The following is a 17,518-nucleotide window of genomic DNA, read 5'->3' as shown; positions in this document are numbered from 1 at the left end:
TATGAGATAAATGAGTAAGGAAAAAATAAATATAATTATTATAGATGATGATTTAGGTATAGTTGAATCATTAAAAAGTTTTCTTGAGGAAGAATGCAATGTTGAAGGTTTTACAGACTCTGTGGAAGGATTAGCCAGACTTCAAGAAAAAAGCTTTGATTTACTTATTTTAGATTATTACATAGACAAGCTTAATGGTGCTGATATAGTAAAAGAGATACGAAAATTTAATAATAACATCTATATTTTAATTTTAACAGGATACTCTGAATCAGTTCCTGGTTTAACATCACTTGAAAACCTAGATATTCAAAATTACTGTGAAAAAACTGCTGATTTTGATAAAATCCTTATACAGATTAAAAGTATAATTAAATCTATTAAATTTTTTAAAGATCAAGATACAACAGGGGGAAGGTTAAAGCAATTAAGAAAAGTAAATCGATTAAGCCAAGAAGATGTTGCAAAATATTTAGGAGTTCAAATATCTTCAATCTCTCAATATGAATCAAATCTTGTACTACCACCAACACAAAATATTTTAAAGTTAGCAAAGTTATTTAATGTTACAACAGATTTTATACTTTGCTACGAACTAGATATAAGAAAAAATTAATTTAAAGCTTTTAATATTATTTAGGGACAGTAGAAAGATTTATCTTTACATAAATCATTCTACTGTCCCTACATTATTAATATTTTTACGACTAACAGGTATCTTTATATTTAACTATTTCTTATATAAATATAATCTACCATTCTTAGGTTTTCTTACATTTTCTCCAACAAATCCTCTTCTTTTAAGTTCTTTTTGTAACATATTCATAAAAAAACCATGGCAAACAATTAATATGTTCCTATCCCCTTCATTCTCTATACTGTCTAAAAATTCATTTACTCGCCTTATAGTATCTTTCTTAGTCTCTATTTGAGATTTATGATTAAAAAGCCACCCAAGCCTTCCACTAACACACCAAAATACATAAGGTAGTTTTATATTAGTTTTGCATATTGGTGCTATTGGAACTTCTCTTAACAGAGGAGTTCTTGTTATTTCACTTCTGAAAATAGCTTTAGAAGTTTTTATAGCTCTTGATAAATCACTTGAAAAGCATTTGTGCCATTTTATATTTCCTATTTCAAATTTATTTTCTATAACATCACTATCATCATACTGTTTTATCCATTTATTAAAATCATCTGATGTCATAAACATCTTTGTGTAACAATCAACTTTAAAATGTCTAACTAACCCTATATTCATCTTTCCCCCAGTATCTACTCTCATATTAATTAAACTTATTTTATCTATCCTACAATACTTTTAGCTTAAATGATTTTTTTATTCTGCATACGCTGAAACAAGGTGTCTTGCTAAAATACACTTTTCCTCATCCGTAATAAAATTCTTAGCAATTGATACTTCTGCATATGGCATATATTCTCTCCCTTTCTTTTCATTAATTTTATTATATATAATTTTTCTATTCCTTCTCTTCCCTTTACAGCCTCTGTTTTCATATAAAGCTCCTTCTTCAAGCCTCGCTATATATGTAAAATTATTTAATATACTACAATTACGCACTACATTATACTCCAACTATGCTCCAGATACAAATTTATCAAAATAAAAAGATATATAGAAGTCACTATATCTCTTAGCCAATTATTACATCATAGTTATTAAATTATTTTAGTTGCTTTATTTTACAATTCTTTAAACTACTTTAAAGAATCTAGCCTAGCATAAGATAAACTCTTCCCTTTATAAATACTCATTATGATTCCAATAGCAGCCATCTGAGTTATTGTTCTTGAACCACCGTAGCTTATAAAAGGCAAAGTGACACTGACAATTGGAGCAAAGCCTAGTATCATCAGTATATTCCATATAAATTCCATGGCGAATATGCACATAAACCCCCATATTAAAAATCTTCCATAAATATCTTTTACCTCTTTTGCTGCAATGACCATACGGGCTATGAATACAAGAACCAGTATTATAAGGGTAATGCCTGCTATCCATCCAAATGTATAGATTATGTATGTAAGAACAAGGTCACTATCTACTATGGGAAGACCTCTTTTAGGGAAAGTGAACCCATTACCCTTAAATCCTACAGATGCCAATAACTTTTTTATTTGAATATATAAGTATCCTGCGTTTGTTGGATCACTTTCAGGATTTGTAAAAATTAGTATCCTTTTTAGTTGGTAAGGTGCAGAAAGAACTATAAGGCCCCCCCCTGTAATCAATGTCCCTATAACAGAAAGCAAGTATGCCAGCTTGACCTTTGATATAAACATGAACATTATAAATACAACTAAATAAACCATAATTTCCATAGACACTTTAAGCATAATATATAAGCTAACAGGTATAAGGAGCATTAAAGTTAAATATACGTAGCCTTTTACACTCTTCAAATCTAAACTTCTTATTAGCTTTGAAAGTGAGATAACGTATAAAAATAAGCTCAGTTCAGTAGTATTAACGCTTAATGGTCCTAATGTCAGCCAGGTTTCCCTTCCATACACAGGAGCTGCAAATAAATGTTGTAACAATAATATCACTGAAATTCCAATAAAAATTTTCGCAGAATACTTCTCTAATTTTTTATAGTCAAAAAAATACACTCCCAAGATAGATATGTATCCAATTATGTTAAATGTTACATTCTTGGAAAGACTACCACTATAAGGAACAACTTCATTAGCTAACATATGATAAGTAGTAACCAACCCCAGCAGAGAAAATAAAACAGTTATAATCAATATAGTCCATTCCGGCGTAGCCTTATGACTTTGATTCAGCTGCTTTCCAATTATTTCAGCCTGTCCCATTTCAACGAGTGCCTTCTTTGATGCTTCTTCCTCATTCATTCCTTCAAGCATCAGATCTTCAGTCTTTTCCTCTATGTGATTTAAAAACTCTATCCTTATTTCTTTGTGAGCTTTTTTAAATTTTACATAGCTACAAATTTCTTTTATATATTCTTCAACCTTAGAATTTACCATCCCAATACAGCCCCTTCCCATATCACTTTATCCACTGCAGAGCGAAAGATCTTCCACTCCTTTTGCTTTTCCTTCGCATATTCTCTTCCTTTCTTAGTAATCTTATAATATTTTCTTTTCCTTCCCCCATCAGTTTTAGTCCAGTAACATTCAACCATTCCCTCAGCTTCCAAGGAATGAAGTATAGGGTACAAAGTTCCTTCCTTAAGTGTGAACACACCTTCTGATTTCACTTCCATTTCCTTTATCATCTCATAGCCATACATAGGCCTTTGGTCAAGAAGTGATAGTATCAAAATCACAGTACTTCCCTTCAAAAGCTCTTTGTTTATTGCCATAGGCTCACCTCCAATTACAATACATAGATTTATTATGTATCGGTTATCTATGTATAAGTATAATTCCATTTTATGTTATAGTCAATATAATAATCCAACCTTGAATAAAAGATAAAGTAATAAATCAATTCAGATATGGCGCATCCTATTCTACAACTTTGAGTTATTTTCATTATATAAATAACATTGTATAACTTTCATATATCCCTAAATAAAATATCTATTATATAACAAAAACAGCCTAAACAATACTGTCTAAGCTATTTATATTAATCATCAAATAAGTTGTCGTTATATTCTTTTTAATGTCCAACAAAGACTCCATAACATGTGTAGTTTTCATATACTTAACACTTAAAGTCATTCCAATTTACTGGGGTAACTTTTTCATTTCGCCAATCTTCTCTTGTAATACCATAACCAATTGCATCATATGGTTTTCCATCTTGACCCACCCATGCTTTTCGATAATGTGCTTCTTTAACAAAACCACACTTATGAAATACACATCTCATAGCATAATTATCTTGCCTTGTATTAGCTTCTATTCTTTCTTTTTCAGAAAAATTATTAAATACATAATCAACAAGCCACTTAACAGTGATTGTACCAATTCTCATACCTTTGTATTTACTCAAAATTCTTATATCAAACAATGGGTCACCATCTTGTAAATCATAAATCCTTATCATTCCCACTTTTGTGTCTTTGTCTATAATAACCCAAAATGTTTTGCAGTCATCCCCAGTATAATGCTGATTTTCATAACTAGCTCTAATCCTTTCTGGCTTTGGATTAGGTGTTCCATAAAATTCCCATGTATCTGATGTTAAAAATTCTATAAGAATATCAATTTCATCTTTAAACTCTTCAAAGTATATTTTCATAATTTCATCCCCATCTATTTTCCTATAATACTTTATATCTGTGTAAATATTGTACTTAAATTATATTCCAAATACAAATATATAAAAATAGAAACAGCAGCAATACTTTTTAGTATCACTGCTGTTATCCTAAAACAATTATTTATGGTGTTCTAAAATTATATAAAACTACTAAACGATTTTAGTCGTCCATTTTTCACAGTCAGTTCCACATATATCTACAAATTAATATTCATGTATTAAAAATCACTTAATATTTGTTCTTTAGAAATTATACGTGTTTTTAATATATTCAACTTATTCTGAGAATAATTATCTCCTTTTATATTATCAATTTCTTTACATAACTTTAATATCTCATCCTCAGAGTTAACAACTATATATTTAATGTCATCTGGATTAAAACTTAATTTTGATATTTCAGACATCCTAATATTGTTATCTCTTCTAAAATCCTCATTTAAGTATTCATCTTTATTTAAAAACCAGCGAATTTTATTACTTTTAATACAATTTAGATCCGGTATATATCTCCATTCTCTTTCATCATAAAATCGCGTATGACTTCCATCAAAACTCTTTTTATTCCAGGCTTGTCCTTCATATGGTTTCATAAAAAATATAAAATGTGAAAGTAAATCAATTGATTGTGATAGACCTGTTAATATTTCATCAGTTATTTCACCACTGTTTTTCAATATTCTCATATCAACGCCTACTTTGCTAATGGCTTCTGTAGCTACTGAACCTTTTATTGAATATGCTACCGGATTAATCCCGTTAGAAACTCCCCATTCTTTTGATAAACCTATACCATATCCCCCGTAATTTTCAATATGATTTACAATCTGAGCAAGTTGTATATCACAAAAACAAACCATTGGAATAGCTATCTCTAAATTGTTACTTCCTATAAATTCAAATTTCTCCATGCAATATCTAGGGCTAAATTCATTTTTTAATATATTAATAATATTATCTATGTTATTTGTAAAATGAAATAACGTATTCGCACTTAAATATTTTTTTCCCATAAAAACCTCCATAATAAAACATCTCCATTAATTCTACCACATTGTCCATCTTAATCCAATTAATGTGTTATACATTACTTGTTTAGTATTCTTATTACTGCTATATAACTTCCTGTTTTTCAATTTTTTCAACATAAAAATGTATACTATTTTATAAGTTTATTTTGTATAAAAGTATTAAAAAATAGCTTAAGCAACACTGTCTAAGCTATTTATATTAACTATCAATTAAGTTATCATTACACTATCTTAGTTGTCCACTCTTTCTACCTTTATGACAACCATAAATCAAAACTTTATTCAAGATTTTACATTAACAAAACTTAAATATTCCACCAAAATACTTTAGGTTCTATTTCTTCACATTTTGAAACTTCAGTAAATTTAAATTCTATATCAAGATCATTTCTTCCAAAATGCTTTTCATTATCAATATCATAATATTGAATAACATCTACTTTATATAACCCATTTTTAATATTAAATCTAAACTTATCACAATACTTATCTGGAACTTTCTCATCTTCAAATTGTGCAGCCATAGTTAAACAAGTATACTCTACAAAACACAATTCGTTATTATCTACTTTTATATACCCCTCTTCTCTTCTAAAATATGAAGTATCAATAATGTTTTCTTCAAAGTTAACATTAATTCTCCAGTCTCCCTCTATGCCCTCATTAGTCATCTGACATACCAAAATATTATTATTTTTCATTTCTCGAACAAAATGTTCTCTAATCATAGGTAAATCCCAATCTTCATCTACAAATGTCTTGTACTGGTTAGAATTTACAAGTGCAATAAAATTGGTATCTCCAACATTAAATTTAAAATCCATTTCTTCTCCCATCAATTCAGACTCATATATTTTTATTAATTATAGCAAAAAGAGTTAGTTTTAGCACTAACTCCTGTAAAATTTCATTATACAATTTTAGTTGTCCATTCCTCACAGTTCCAAATATCTGTAACTACATCCCTATAAAACTCAGGTTCATGGGATACAAGCAAAATAGATCCCTTGAATTCCTTAAGTGCTCTCTTAAGTTCATCCTTAGCATCTTGATCTAAATGGTTAGTAGGCTCATCTAAGATTAATATGTTTGTTTCATTATTTATAATCTTACATAATCTAACCTTAGCAGCTTCTCCTCCTGATAACACCATTATCTTAGATTCTAATTGCTTAGTTGTAAGTCCGCACTTAGCTAGTGCTGCTCTTATTTCATATTGAGTATATGATGGGAATTCACTCCATACTTCTTCTATACAAGTATTAGTGTTTCCACTTCTATCTTCTTGTTCAAAGTAACCTATATGTTGATAATCACCTTTTTCAACTTCTCCGCTTAAAGGCTTAACTATTCCTAGAAGACTTTTTAAAAGAGTTGATTTTCCTAGACCATTTGCTCCAACTAATGCAACCTTTTGTCCTCTTTCCATATAAAGATTTAAAGGTTTTGTTAATGGGCTATCATATCCTATTACTAAATCCTTAGTTTCAAATATAACCTTCCCTGAAGATCTTGCAGCTTTAAAGTTAAACTCTGGTTTTGGTTTTTCCTTTGAAAGTTCTATTACTTCCATCTTATCAAGTTTCTTTTGTCTTGATTTAGCCATATTAGAAGTTGCAACATTTGCCTTATTTCTAGCAACAAAGTCTTCAAGTTTTGCTATTTCCTTTTGTTGCTTTTCATATGCTGCTTCTAGTCTCTTTTTGTTTTCTTCATATATTCTCTTAAACTCATCATAGTCCCCCACATATCTTGTAAGCTTTCTTTCTTCAACGTGATATATTAAGTTAACTACTGAATTTAAAAATGGAATATCATGAGATATTAATATAAATGCATTTTCATAGTTTTGTAAATATCTCTTTAACCATTCTATATGCTCTTCATCTAAATAGTTAGTAGGCTCATCTAGTAAAAGTATATCCGGATTTTGAAGTAAAAGTTTTCCTAAAAGGATCTTAGTTCTTTGTCCACCTGATAAATCATCTACATCTTTATCAAGACCTAAATCTAATAATCCAAGTCCTTTTGCTACTTCTTCTACTTTTGCATCAATAACATAAAATCCATTGTTGTCTAAAAGATCCTGAATAACAGCTGTTCTTTCAAGCATTTTTTCAAGTTCTTCTGGAGTACAATCTCCCATCTTTTCATATAGTCCATTCATTTCTGTTTCCATATCAAAAAGATATCTAAATGCATCTCTTAAAGCATCTCTTATACTTTCTCCCTTTTGAAGGGCAGCATGTTGATCCATATATCCAACTCTAACATTATTAGACCAAATTACCTTACCTTCATCTGGCATTAATTTCCCTGTAACTATATTCATAAATGTAGATTTACCTTCACCATTTGCACCAATAAGACCTACATGTTCTCCCTTTAATAATCTGAAGGAAACATCTTCAAAAATTGCTCTGTCTCCAAAACCGTGATTCATATCCTTAACTTGTAGTACGCTCATACCTTCCTCCTAAAATCAATTCTTAAATAACCTTCTTATATTATAAAGGATTTTGTCAAAAAAGAAACTGGGAAATTTCAAAAGTTGTATATAATTTAAATGGAGATGAGACATATTTATCCCTTCTCCATTTTATTTAGTACTCATATTTTTTTATATTCTCACATAATTTTATGGATAATAGTTTATCCCCTCTAACTTTCTTATAAGAACATAATAAATCACTTAACTCCAAATCGCCAAGATCTATTTTACCTTCACTTTGAATAATTACATTTTCTTCTTCCATAGTTATTTCAACATTATTTTTGTCATTCTTTATTTTATAAATAAAAACGGTCTTATTTTCAAGTCCACTTTTATACTTTTCTTGAAAGCCCATAGTCTTTTTTATACTTTCATAGCTTACATCTATATTTACTCCAACTTTTTTTAATTGATCATCAATGATAGAAGAATCAAATCCATATCTCTCCATAAGCTTCTTTTGAATATTTAAGAATTTATCTTGTGAAATATTATTTTCTTCCATATATTTATATATTTTTTCAGTAAATTCAGCCATAGTGATTTTACCTTCTGCCATTTCATAGTATAAAGAGTACATATAGTCTTCAAGCTTATCTACATCTTTTTCCTTAGCCTTATTTTTAAGCTCATTAAAATCTATAATTCTATCGTCCATACAATCACTCCTTTCCTATATTATATATCAAATACCGCTATTTAACTACAAAAAACTTAGAAAGGCATCTTATTAAGATGCCCAATATAGTAATCATTTATTCTTCTTTTTACCTGATTTTGAAAATACAACTTTTGATTCAATAATAGTTTTTCCTTCTATCCCCTTAGCTGCACTTCTATATAATAAAACATGTCCTACTATTGTTACAATGATACCTATAATAATGAATTGCCCAATTAGTTGACACAAAAATCCAAAAACAAATATTAATATATTTATTTCATATCTATCACATATTCTATTATAAATAAATAATTTATATATAACCCAAGCTGCGGTTATTATAAGCCCAATAGTCTCTATGCTCTCTAGCCCTAAGCTTAAAGCTGGACCACCTGTAATTAAACTAGCTATAGATAATATAATAAACCACATTGAGCCATTTCCTAGTTTAATTAGTAAATAATCATTACATATTGGAAGCCATGCAAACCATGGTTTACTTACTTTTTCTAACTTAGATATTTTAAACATTGCCATAGATGATACTATATAATTTGCTATAAAAAATAGAAAAGAAAAAATCAATAGCAAATTGCTAACTGCTATCTCGTTCATATTATCCCTCCACCCCATTGAAACCATTTACTTCTTCTCTGTCTAATTATATATTTTTTCTACAATTATGGCAATATTTACTTAAAACTTAGTTGTTTACATATTTTCTCAGCAGCTCAATAAAAATTTTTCTAAACTCTTCTCTTTCTCCTAATGATAGCATATCTTCTTCAACCTTAACTCCAAGAGCTTTTAACTTTGAACAATATGAAGTTTCCATTTCTCCAAAAATATCTTTTTTAGAATGATAACCTGAAAAAATTAAAAAACTAGTTAGTCTTATATAATCAATTCTATCTTCAAATATTTTCTGAACTGTTTCATCGAAATTTGGTCTTCCTTCAAAGGTAGAAAAATATATATTTTTTATATTTCTCCTATATAATTCTTCTTTTAATCTGATAAACGGTATATTTATCTTATTCTTAATTCCATGACCAACAAATAACATACTTTCTTTATTCTTAGAAACCTTACTAATTGCAGTAATAAGGCTTTCCACATTTTTAAGATTCCCTTTGTTATCTAAAGATAATAGTGGTTCTAAAACAGAAAGGAATCTAAATGAATCCTTTCTCTCTAAAACCAACTTTTGAAGCGCTTTATGTTCTTCATTTTCTATTAAGTATAAAGGTAATATTATTATTTCTTCATAGCCCTTCTCTTCTAATCTTTTAAGACTTCCTTCTAAACTAAATATTTGCATATCATATTTTAATAAAAGTCTTTCTCTTATAATTTTAGATGTAAAAACTGTAAATACCTCATAGGATTGAAATTCTTTTTTGATATCATCCCTAATAGGATATAAACATCTCTCTATATCATTTTTTTCAGAGGTTCCAAAAGAAGTTAACAGTATGACCTTTTTCATAATTAATCTATTTCCTTCTTTGCAAATTCTTCAAAGGCTTTAATAAATTTATATACATGTGTTATATTATGTTCTGTTGATAAGAAGAATGTTTCAAACTGTGATGGAGGTAAATGAATTCCGCTCTTAAGCATGTGTACAAAATATCTGTTAAATCTATCTACATTACACTTTTTAACCTTATCATAAGAATCAACTCTTTCATCACTAAAGAATAAAGTCATCATTCCACCAACTCTATTTATCCATATTGGCAAATTATATTTTTCACTGATCTTATATAAACCTTCTTCAAGCTTTCTTCCCACTGATTCAATATGGTTATAATATTCTGGATGATCATATAATTGGTTTAATGTAGAAAGCCCTGCTGCCATTACTATTGGATTCCCTGACATAGTCCCAGCTTGATATACTCCCCCCTTTGGTGAAAGATTCTCCATTATTTCTCTCTTTCCACCATAAGCTCCTGACGGAAGTCCACCACCAATAATCTTTGCATATGTAACTAAATCTGGTGATACGTTAAATAAATTTTGAGCTCCTTTAAAGGAAACTCTAAAGCCTGACATGACTTCATCAAATATTAGTAAGGCTCCATATTTATTACATAAAGTTCTTAAAACTTGCATGAATTCATTTTCAGCTTTAACTACTCCCATATTTCCTGCTACAGGTTCTATAATTACAGCTGCAATTTCATCTCCATATTTTTTAAATAAACTTGCAACTTGCTTTTCATCATTATATATACCTATTAATGTATTCTTAACACTATCTTCTGGTACTCCTAAAGAACCTGGTATTCCTTCTGTTAAGACTCCAGAACCAGCTTCTACTAAAAATCCATCAAAGTGGCCATGGTAACATCCTGCAAACTTAACTATCTTATCTCTTTTTGTATATCCTCTAGCTAACTTTATTGCGCTCATAGTAGCTTCTGTACCTGAATTAACCATTCTAACCATCTCAACTGAAGGCATGTTTTCACATATGAATTTACTCATTTTAAGTTCCAAATTTGTTGGTGCCCCAAATGCTAAAGCCTTCTCAGAAGTCTCTTTAATAGCTTCTACCACAGTATCATTACAGTGTCCAAGTATTAAAGGACCCCATGCAAGCACAAAATCTATATATTCATTTCCATCTTCATCTACTATTACAGCACCTTTACCAGACTTTATTATAGGAGGATTTATTCCCATGCCCCTATAAGCTCTAACTGGGCTATTAACACCACCTGGCATAAACTTTTTGCTTTCATTAAAAATCTTTTCATTTGACATATTCTTATCCTCTTTTACTTAAAATATTAGCTGCATAAATTGCATGATATGTTATTATAATCTTTGCTCCAGCTCTCTTTATAGAAGTAAGCATTTCCATAACCACTCTCTCTTCATCAATAAATCCGGCCTGAGCTGCTGCCTTAATCATTGAGTATTCCCCACTTACGCTATACGCAGCTATTGGAACATCTGTGCTACTTCTTACTTCTCTTATTATATCAAGATAAGATAATGCTGGCTTAATCATAATTATATCAGCACCTTCATTGATATCCATCTCAACTTCTCTAAATGCTTCTAATCTATTAGCTGGATCCATTTGATATGTCTTTCTATCACCAAACTTTGGTGCGGAATCAGCTGCTTCTCTAAATGGACCATAAAATGCTGAACAGTATTTAGCTGAATAGCTCATTATAGGTACATTAATAAATCCAGCTTCATCTAAAGCATCTCTAATGTAACCAATTCTTCCATCCATCATATCTGAAGGAGAAATCATATCTGCACCTGCCTTTGCATGTGACACTGAAATTTTCCCTAAGTATTCTAATGTTTCATCATTATCAACATATTCACCATGCAAAATACCGCAGTGACCATGATCAGTATATTCACACATGCAAACATCAGTTATTACATAAATAGAACTATCTATTTCTTTTATTTTTCTTACTGCTTTTTGAACTATCCCATCATCATTAAAACTTTCTGAACCACAAGCATCCTTTTTATTTGGTATTCCAAATAATAAAACGCCCAAAACACCTGCATCTTTAATTTCTTTTATAATTTCTTCTAATCTATCTAAAGAATAATGATAACATCCTGGCATTGAAGAAATTTCTTTTTTAATATTTTCTCCCTCAACCACAAATATTGGTAATATAAAGTCCTTTACTGACAGTTCTGTCTCTCTTACTAAGCTTCTAATACTTTCGCTTGCTCTAAGTCTTCTTCCTCTATTAATCATTAAAATTTTGCACCTTCTTTTATTAATTCTGTTATTTCCTCCAAGAACCCCTCTTCAGAATGCTTGCTACACATATGCCCATCTAAACCCTTTTCTTTTAATGTCTTCAAAGTCTTAGGACCAATTGCTATAGCCTTTTTTTCTTTAATCTTCTCAAGACCTATCATTTCTATCATGTTATTAACTGTACTAGGGCTTGTAAATAAAATTATATCAACTTCTTGAAAGCTATTCCTATTTAATACTCTTCCTGCCACTGTATCATAAATATTTATCCTATCTACTTTAGCTCCTAACTTCTCCAATTCTTCTTTTAAAAGTTCTCTACTCTTAGAAGAACATGGAATTAAAACTCTTTCCCCTTTTTGAATACTTGGTTTTAAAGCTGATACAAGTCCTTCTCCAACAAACTCCCTTGCTGTTTTAAATGGCAAAATTCCTCTTTTCTCCAAAGCCTTTCTAGTTGCCTTTCCTATTACTGAAACTTTTGCTCTTATCTGTCTTATATCAATATTTCTTCTATATAAATAATCAAAAAATATATTAACTCCATTTACTGAAGTAAATAATATATGATCATATTTATCTAACTTACTTAGATATGGTTCTAAATTATTAGCTGTATTTTCTATCTTAATTGAATTAATTTCAGTAACCTCTGATCCTAATTCTATCAGCTTTTCCTTTAAACTTGATGCTTGTTCCCGAGATCTAGTTATACATATATTCCATCCATATAAAGGCTTTTTTTCATACCAAGCTAAATATTCATTAAGAGTAACTACTTCCCCAACTACTATTATACATGGAGACTTCAAGCCCGCCTCTATTACTTTTTCTTCAATATCATTTATTGTACCTACTACTTTTTTTTGCTTTGATGAAGTCCCTCTCATTATAACTGCTGCTGGTGTTACTTTATCTTTTCCATGCTCAATTAATTTTCCCATTATATCATGAAGGTTATTTAATCCCATCATAAATACTAATGTTCCATCTTCTTTAGCTAGAGCTTCAAAATTAACATTAAGAACACTTGCAGACATTCCTGTTACAACATGAAAACTTTGAGCTTTCCCTCTATGAGTTATAGGTATCCCTGCATAATTTAAAACAGATATGGGTGAAGGTATTCCTGGTATAACTTCAAAATCAATATTTTCAGCTTGAAGAGTTAATACTTCTTCCCCACCTCTACCAAAAACGTAAGGATCTCCACCTTTAATACGACCAACTATATGGCCTTTTTTCGCTAGTTTCACTATCATTTCATTTATTTCTTCTTGAGTTTTATAGTGCTCTCCTGGTTCTTTTCCACAGTAATATATTTCACAGTCTTCATTTAAATAGTTTAGTACATTATTTGATATTAATCTATCATAAAGAACAGCTGTACATTTTTCTAATGCTTTTACTGCCTTTAGTGTCAGTAATTCTTCATCGCCAGGACCAGTTCCTATTATATATACTTTACCCATAAATTTACCTACCATCTCCTAATATTTTTTGAGCTAAGATTTTACCAATCTCTATGTTATCTTCTACTTTGCCTCGTATATCTTTTTTTACAATCTTATTATTCACTTCATAGGCACCTATCATATATATGTCCGTACCTTCGAGTTTAGTATAAGCACCTATTAGACTATGACAGTCTCCATTTAAAGCTTTCATAAAACTTCTTTCAGCTTCAACTGCTATTCTTGTTTCTATAGAATCCAACCTTTTAAAATGCTCTTTAACCTTACTCCTCTTTAAGCACTCAACACCAAGAGCTCCCTGTCCTATAGCTGGTAGAAAAATTCTTGGATCAAAATAATCTGTAATAATATTTTCTAAATTTAATCTTTTCAAACCTGCTGCTGCTAAAACTATTCCATCTAATTTTTGTTCATTCATCTTTTCTAACCTTGTTTGAACATTTCCTCTTATAGGAACTATTTCTATATCACTTCTTATTTCCTTTAGAAACCTTCCTCTTCTTATGCTACTAGTTCCTATTTTAGCTCCACTTTTTAAATTTTTAAAGTTTATGCCTTCCCTTGAGATAAACACATCTCTAATATCTTCTCTTTCTGGCAAGGCTATAAGCTCAAATTCTTCTGCTAAATCAAATGGTACGTCTTTCATGCTATGAACAGCTGCATGAGCTTTTTCCTGAAGTAATGCCGTCTCTATATTTTTTGTGAATAATCCCTTACCACCTATTTTATCTAAAGTTACATCAAGTCTTCTGTCCCCTTCTGTAACCATTAATAATTTTTTAGCATCTATATGTTCTTTATTCTTTAATAATTCTATAACTCTATCTGCCTGCACTTGTGCTAAGCTGCTCTTTCTAGTAGCTATAATTAGCTCCATTATTATTCACCTCGTAATCAATACGTATATTTTTCCTTATATTCTATTTTATATTCTATGTCAAATCTAGTCCAATAAATTATATTCTTTCTTAAAACTATGAAAAATAGTCTTATATTCATTACTTAAGACTTAAGTAATAAATATAAGACTATATAAAGTAAAATTTTAATATTTTACTCCACTCCAATAGATATTTTCTTTTAATTTAGCTTTATCAGAAAGAGTTACTCCTTCAAGAACCCACTTTTTAAATTCCATAAAACCAGTTCTATCAACTATATATCCTATATGCTCTTTTCCACCTGGAGCATCTTTATCAATATATTGCTCTACATAGCCATAAGTATTTTTTATAATCTTAACTATACTATCTTCATCAACCCATACTATAAAATCTTCAGCTAGTCTTGGGTTCTTCTTACCAGACCTTCCCATTATAACTAATCTATAATATTTCTCTTTACTTCTAGTCCATGCACCTGTTGGGCAGTTCATTACACACTCTCCACAACCAATACATTTATCATGATCTCTTTCAATCTTATAGTTTTCCATATGTAAAGCTTCAGTAGATTTCTTCTTACATGCTCTTACACAAGCTCCACATGAAATACATCTATCTCTATTATACTCCGGCATTGTCATACCTAAAATACCAAAGTCATGGTTTCTAGCCTTAATACAGTCATTTGGACAACCTGTTAATGCTACCTTAAAGTGAAGATCATTAGGGAATATTTCTTTCTCTATTCTCTTAGCAAAATTAGTTGTATTATAGTTTGCGTAAGGACAAACATTATTTCCTATACAAGCTGAAACATTTCTTGTTCCTGCTGCTGTGTATCCTTTACCTGGAACTTCTTGATTTATTTCTAATCCAGCTATTATTGGTTGAAGTAATTCATTTACTGCATCCATATCACTAAATTTAATTCCTGGTATTTCAAAACCTTGTCTTGTAGTCATATGAACTGTTCCATTACCATATTTATCTGCTATTTCTTGAATTAAACCAAGGTATTCTGCCTTTAAATGTCCACCTGGAACTCTTACTCTTGAAGCTGTTATTCCTCTGTGTTTTGTTATTCTAAAAGCATTCTTTTTTAACTTTTTAGTATTAATATCCATACTTTGCTCCTCCTAATCCCTTAATAATTTACCCTTTGAGTAATTAAATACTGGTCCATCTAAACAAATGTATGTATCATCAATTCTACAGTGTCCACACTTACCAACTCCACAACACATTTTTCTCTCTTGAGAAATCCAGACTTGCTCTTCTGCTACTCCAAGTTTCAAAAACTCTTGTACAGTAAATTTCATCATCATAGGAGGTCCTACAACTATTACTTCTACATCTTCTATATTATCAAACTTTAGTTCACTTACATATTTAGTTACAAGTCCAACATTCCCTGTATAGCCTTCTTCTGCTCCGTCAACTGTAAGTATGAAATTCAAATTTTTCTTCCAAGTCTCTATATCATTTTTAAATAAAATATCGTTAGGAGATTTAAATCCTGAAATAACAGTTACTTTTTTAGCATCTTGAATATTGTTGGAAAAATAATCAACTATCCCTTTAACTGGTGATAATCCTGTACCTCCAGCAACTATTACAACTTCTTTTCCTTTATAATTTTCTATATCAAACCCATTTCCATATGGTCCTCTTAAGAATAACTTGTCTCCTTTATATTTAGTGAATATTTCATCAGTAACCTTACCAACTTTTCTAATTGTAAGATCAACATAATCCTCACCTATTCCACTTACTGAAATTGGAGCTTCACCAAACTTAGGTATTGAAACTTCAAAGAATTGACCTGGCTTAACATCACCTTTAAATGACATTCTAAAAGTAAATTCTATTTTTGTATGCTCTATTACATCTAAAACTTCTGATACAAATGGTAAATATTCATTATGCATAGTTATTTCACCTCATCCATAGCTTTTTCTAATTTATTAATACAATTTGAGAAAGATATATACTCAGGACAAATATCATCACATCTTCCGCATCCAACGCACATATGATATCCCCATCTCTTCTTATAATCATAAACTTTATGAAGGACTTTATATCTCATTCTTTCGCCTTTTGCTCTTCTAAAGCTATGTCCACCTGCCATATCTGTATATCCATCAACTTGACAAGATGCCCAAACTCTTCTTCTCTCTCCAGCCTTACCATTATCCTTATAGAATATATCTTGTGTTGTAAAGCATGTACATGTTGGACAAACAAAATTACATCTACCACAAGCTATACATCTTTCAGAGTATTCATTCCACATCTTTGAATCCATAACAGAAAGATCTAAATTATTTGGAATATTAACTTTAACTTCGTTTTCTTCTACAAAGTCAGGAGTTACATCCTCATTAGCTGTTTCTATATTCTTTAGAATATCTTCAAACTCTTCATCTTTAACATCTAAAAGCACTTCATTGCCTAATACTTTTATATATGCATTATATTCATCTGTTTTATTTGTCTCCATATTTACGCAGAAACAATTTTCATAACTTTTTGTACAGCCCATTAAAATAAATTTTGCATTTTCTCTAATCTTTTTATAATATGGATCAACAAACTTATTTCTTAAATAAATATCATCTATCCTTTTTAATGCGTGTATATCGCAACTTCTTAAAAATATAAGCACTTTCTTTTCTTTAGCTTTTGGTTCTTGTACTGTATCCTCTGTAAAGAAAAATAACGTTTGTGTTATAGGAAGTAAAACTTCTTTATATGAAAATGAAGATTTTGCATTAAACTCCACTTCTTGAATTTTTTCTATTTTTCCATATTTAACTCTATCTGTATCTGAAAATCTTCCTTCACCCTTAAATACTTTTGGTGCATAGATTTCATATTCCTTTGACAAGTTATCTAAAACTAAGTTCATACTGTTTAAGTCAATTTTATATCCCATGATCC

The 17,518-nt window shown here is 29.9% G+C and carries 19 protein-coding genes; 1 reads left to right on the top strand and 18 read right to left on the bottom strand.

The features are described from left to right. The first annotated feature begins 10 nt into the window (after positions 1-10). The gene (locus FAY47_RS08145) at positions 11-616 is read left to right on the top strand and encodes a response regulator (protein WP_143316209.1); all 606 of its coding nucleotides are present in this window, start codon (positions 11-13) and stop codon (positions 614-616) included. A gap of 114 nt (positions 617-730) precedes the next feature. Here FAY47_RS08145 and FAY47_RS08140 read toward each other — a convergent pair whose 3' ends face one another. The 18 genes from FAY47_RS08140 to asrA all read right to left on the bottom strand — a co-directional run bounded on the left by FAY47_RS08140 (position 731) and on the right by asrA (position 17,513). Further along, positions 731-1,288: a phosphoglycerate mutase family protein gene (locus tag FAY47_RS08140; protein ID WP_347562795.1), complete on the bottom strand. Its 558-nt coding sequence runs from the start codon at positions 1,286-1,288 to the stop codon at positions 731-733. A gap of 54 nt (positions 1,289-1,342) precedes the next feature. Beyond that, a complete protein-coding gene (locus FAY47_RS08135) occupies positions 1,343-1,585 on the bottom strand; it encodes a hypothetical protein (RefSeq protein WP_143316207.1) in 243 nt (80 codons plus the stop codon). A 137-nt stretch (positions 1,586-1,722) separates the two neighbouring features. After that, positions 1,723-3,042 carry an FtsW/RodA/SpoVE family cell cycle protein gene (locus FAY47_RS08130; RefSeq protein ID WP_143316206.1) on the bottom strand — a complete coding sequence of 440 codons (1,320 nt, stop codon included), beginning with the start codon at positions 3,040-3,042 and terminating at the stop codon, positions 1,723-1,725. Next, positions 3,015-3,359, bottom strand: coding sequence for a PadR family transcriptional regulator (locus FAY47_RS08125; RefSeq protein WP_143316205.1), 345 nt, complete (start codon positions 3,357-3,359; stop codon positions 3,015-3,017). Before FAY47_RS08125 ends, FAY47_RS08130 begins: the two co-directional genes overlap by 28 nt. Before the next feature lie 347 nt (positions 3,360-3,706). Next, on the bottom strand, positions 3,707-4,246 hold the full coding sequence (locus FAY47_RS08120) for a GNAT family N-acetyltransferase (protein WP_143316204.1): 540 nt from the start codon (positions 4,244-4,246) through the stop codon (positions 3,707-3,709). Between the two features lie 239 nt (positions 4,247-4,485). Continuing rightward, positions 4,486-5,280 (bottom strand): abortive infection system antitoxin AbiGi family protein, encoded by a 795-nt coding sequence (locus tag FAY47_RS08115; protein ID WP_185966768.1) that lies wholly within the window; start codon positions 5,278-5,280, stop codon positions 4,486-4,488. A gap of 323 nt (positions 5,281-5,603) precedes the next feature. Next, positions 5,604-6,122 (bottom strand): hypothetical protein, encoded by a 519-nt coding sequence (locus FAY47_RS08110; RefSeq protein WP_143316202.1) that lies wholly within the window; start codon positions 6,120-6,122, stop codon positions 5,604-5,606. An 86-nt stretch (positions 6,123-6,208) separates the two neighbouring features. Then, positions 6,209-7,765, bottom strand: coding sequence for an ABC-F family ATP-binding cassette domain-containing protein (locus FAY47_RS08105; RefSeq protein ID WP_143316201.1), 1,557 nt, complete (start codon positions 7,763-7,765; stop codon positions 6,209-6,211). 136 nt (positions 7,766-7,901) lie between these two features. Then, on the bottom strand, positions 7,902-8,450 hold the full coding sequence (locus FAY47_RS08100; protein ID WP_143316200.1) for a DUF3867 domain-containing protein: 549 nt from the start codon (positions 8,448-8,450) through the stop codon (positions 7,902-7,904). Between the two features lie 93 nt (positions 8,451-8,543). Beyond that, entirely contained in the window at positions 8,544-9,071 is a 528-nt protein-coding gene (locus FAY47_RS08095; protein ID WP_143316199.1) for a hypothetical protein, read from the bottom strand. Positions 9,072-9,159: 88 nt separating this feature from the next. Beyond that, positions 9,160-9,945: a sirohydrochlorin cobaltochelatase gene (locus FAY47_RS08090; protein ID WP_143316198.1), complete on the bottom strand. Its 786-nt coding sequence runs from the start codon at positions 9,943-9,945 to the stop codon at positions 9,160-9,162. 2 nt (positions 9,946-9,947) lie between these two features. Beyond that, positions 9,948-11,231, bottom strand: coding sequence for a glutamate-1-semialdehyde 2,1-aminomutase (hemL, locus tag FAY47_RS08085; RefSeq protein WP_143316197.1), 1,284 nt, complete (start codon positions 11,229-11,231; stop codon positions 9,948-9,950). 4 nt (positions 11,232-11,235) lie between these two features. Continuing rightward, the gene (hemB, locus tag FAY47_RS08080) at positions 11,236-12,207 is read right to left on the bottom strand and encodes a porphobilinogen synthase (RefSeq protein ID WP_143316196.1); all 972 of its coding nucleotides are present in this window, start codon (positions 12,205-12,207) and stop codon (positions 11,236-11,238) included. Beyond that, complete coding sequence (gene cobA / locus FAY47_RS08075) at positions 12,207-13,685, bottom strand: uroporphyrinogen-III C-methyltransferase (protein WP_143316195.1); 1,479 nt, start codon at positions 13,683-13,685, stop codon at positions 12,207-12,209. The genes hemB and cobA overlap by 1 nt, the downstream gene beginning before the upstream one ends. Positions 13,686-13,689: 4 nt before the next feature. Continuing rightward, the gene (gene hemC, locus FAY47_RS08070; protein WP_143316194.1) at positions 13,690-14,568 is read right to left on the bottom strand and encodes a hydroxymethylbilane synthase; all 879 of its coding nucleotides are present in this window, start codon (positions 14,566-14,568) and stop codon (positions 13,690-13,692) included. Positions 14,569-14,736: 168 nt separating this feature from the next. Next, positions 14,737-15,699 (bottom strand): sulfite reductase subunit C, encoded by a 963-nt coding sequence (asrC, locus tag FAY47_RS08065; RefSeq protein WP_143316193.1) that lies wholly within the window; start codon positions 15,697-15,699, stop codon positions 14,737-14,739. Between the two features lie 12 nt (positions 15,700-15,711). After that, positions 15,712-16,503 (bottom strand): anaerobic sulfite reductase subunit AsrB, encoded by a 792-nt coding sequence (gene asrB, locus FAY47_RS08060; protein ID WP_143316192.1) that lies wholly within the window; start codon positions 16,501-16,503, stop codon positions 15,712-15,714. Between the two features lie 2 nt (positions 16,504-16,505). After that, a complete protein-coding gene (gene asrA / locus FAY47_RS08055; protein ID WP_143316191.1) occupies positions 16,506-17,513 on the bottom strand; it encodes an anaerobic sulfite reductase subunit AsrA in 1,008 nt (335 codons plus the stop codon). Positions 17,514-17,518: the final 5 nt, after the last annotated feature.

Origin of the sequence: Clostridium sp. HBUAS56017 (genome assembly GCF_007115085.1) — a bacterium.
Classification (GTDB): domain Bacteria; phylum Bacillota; class Clostridia; order Clostridiales; family Clostridiaceae; genus Clostridium; species Clostridium cibarium.
The sequence above is the reverse complement of the archived record's forward strand: the minus strand, read 5'-3'. Positions and strand labels throughout refer to the sequence as shown.

Bases quoted from the DNA above. Each gene is read 5' to 3' on its own strand.
- FAY47_RS08145 (WP_143316209.1), top strand. From the start codon at position 11: ATGAGTAAGGAAAAAATAAATATAATTATTATAGATGATGATTTAGGT.
- FAY47_RS08140 (WP_347562795.1), bottom strand. From the start codon at position 1,288: ATGAGAGTAGATACTGGGGGAAAGATGAATATAGGGTTAGTTAGACAT.
- FAY47_RS08130 (WP_143316206.1), bottom strand. From the start codon at position 3,042: ATGGGAAGGGGCTGTATTGGGATGGTAAATTCTAAGGTTGAAGAATAT.
- FAY47_RS08125 (WP_143316205.1), bottom strand. From the start codon at position 3,359: ATGGCAATAAACAAAGAGCTTTTGAAGGGAAGTACTGTGATTTTGATA.
- FAY47_RS08120 (WP_143316204.1), bottom strand. From the start codon at position 4,246: ATGAAAATATACTTTGAAGAGTTTAAAGATGAAATTGATATTCTTATA.
- FAY47_RS08115 (WP_185966768.1), bottom strand. From the start codon at position 5,280: ATGGGAAAAAAATATTTAAGTGCGAATACGTTATTTCATTTTACAAAT.
- FAY47_RS08110 (WP_143316202.1), bottom strand. From the start codon at position 6,122: ATGGATTTTAAATTTAATGTTGGAGATACCAATTTTATTGCACTTGTA.
- FAY47_RS08105 (WP_143316201.1), bottom strand. From the start codon at position 7,765: ATGAGCGTACTACAAGTTAAGGATATGAATCACGGTTTTGGAGACAGA.
- FAY47_RS08100 (WP_143316200.1), bottom strand. From the start codon at position 8,450: ATGGACGATAGAATTATAGATTTTAATGAGCTTAAAAATAAGGCTAAG.
- FAY47_RS08095 (WP_143316199.1), bottom strand. From the start codon at position 9,071: ATGAACGAGATAGCAGTTAGCAATTTGCTATTGATTTTTTCTTTTCTA.
- FAY47_RS08090 (WP_143316198.1), bottom strand. From the start codon at position 9,945: ATGAAAAAGGTCATACTGTTAACTTCTTTTGGAACCTCTGAAAAAAAT.
- hemL (WP_143316197.1), bottom strand. From the start codon at position 11,231: ATGTCAAATGAAAAGATTTTTAATGAAAGCAAAAAGTTTATGCCAGGT.
- hemB (WP_143316196.1), bottom strand. From the start codon at position 12,207: ATGATTAATAGAGGAAGAAGACTTAGAGCAAGCGAAAGTATTAGAAGC.
- cobA (WP_143316195.1), bottom strand. From the start codon at position 13,685: ATGGGTAAAGTATATATAATAGGAACTGGTCCTGGCGATGAAGAATTA.
- hemC (WP_143316194.1), bottom strand. From the start codon at position 14,568: ATGGAGCTAATTATAGCTACTAGAAAGAGCAGCTTAGCACAAGTGCAG.
- asrC (WP_143316193.1), bottom strand. From the start codon at position 15,699: ATGGATATTAATACTAAAAAGTTAAAAAAGAATGCTTTTAGAATAACA.
- asrB (WP_143316192.1), bottom strand. From the start codon at position 16,503: ATGCATAATGAATATTTACCATTTGTATCAGAAGTTTTAGATGTAATA.
- asrA (WP_143316191.1), bottom strand. From the start codon at position 17,513: ATGGGATATAAAATTGACTTAAACAGTATGAACTTAGTTTTAGATAAC.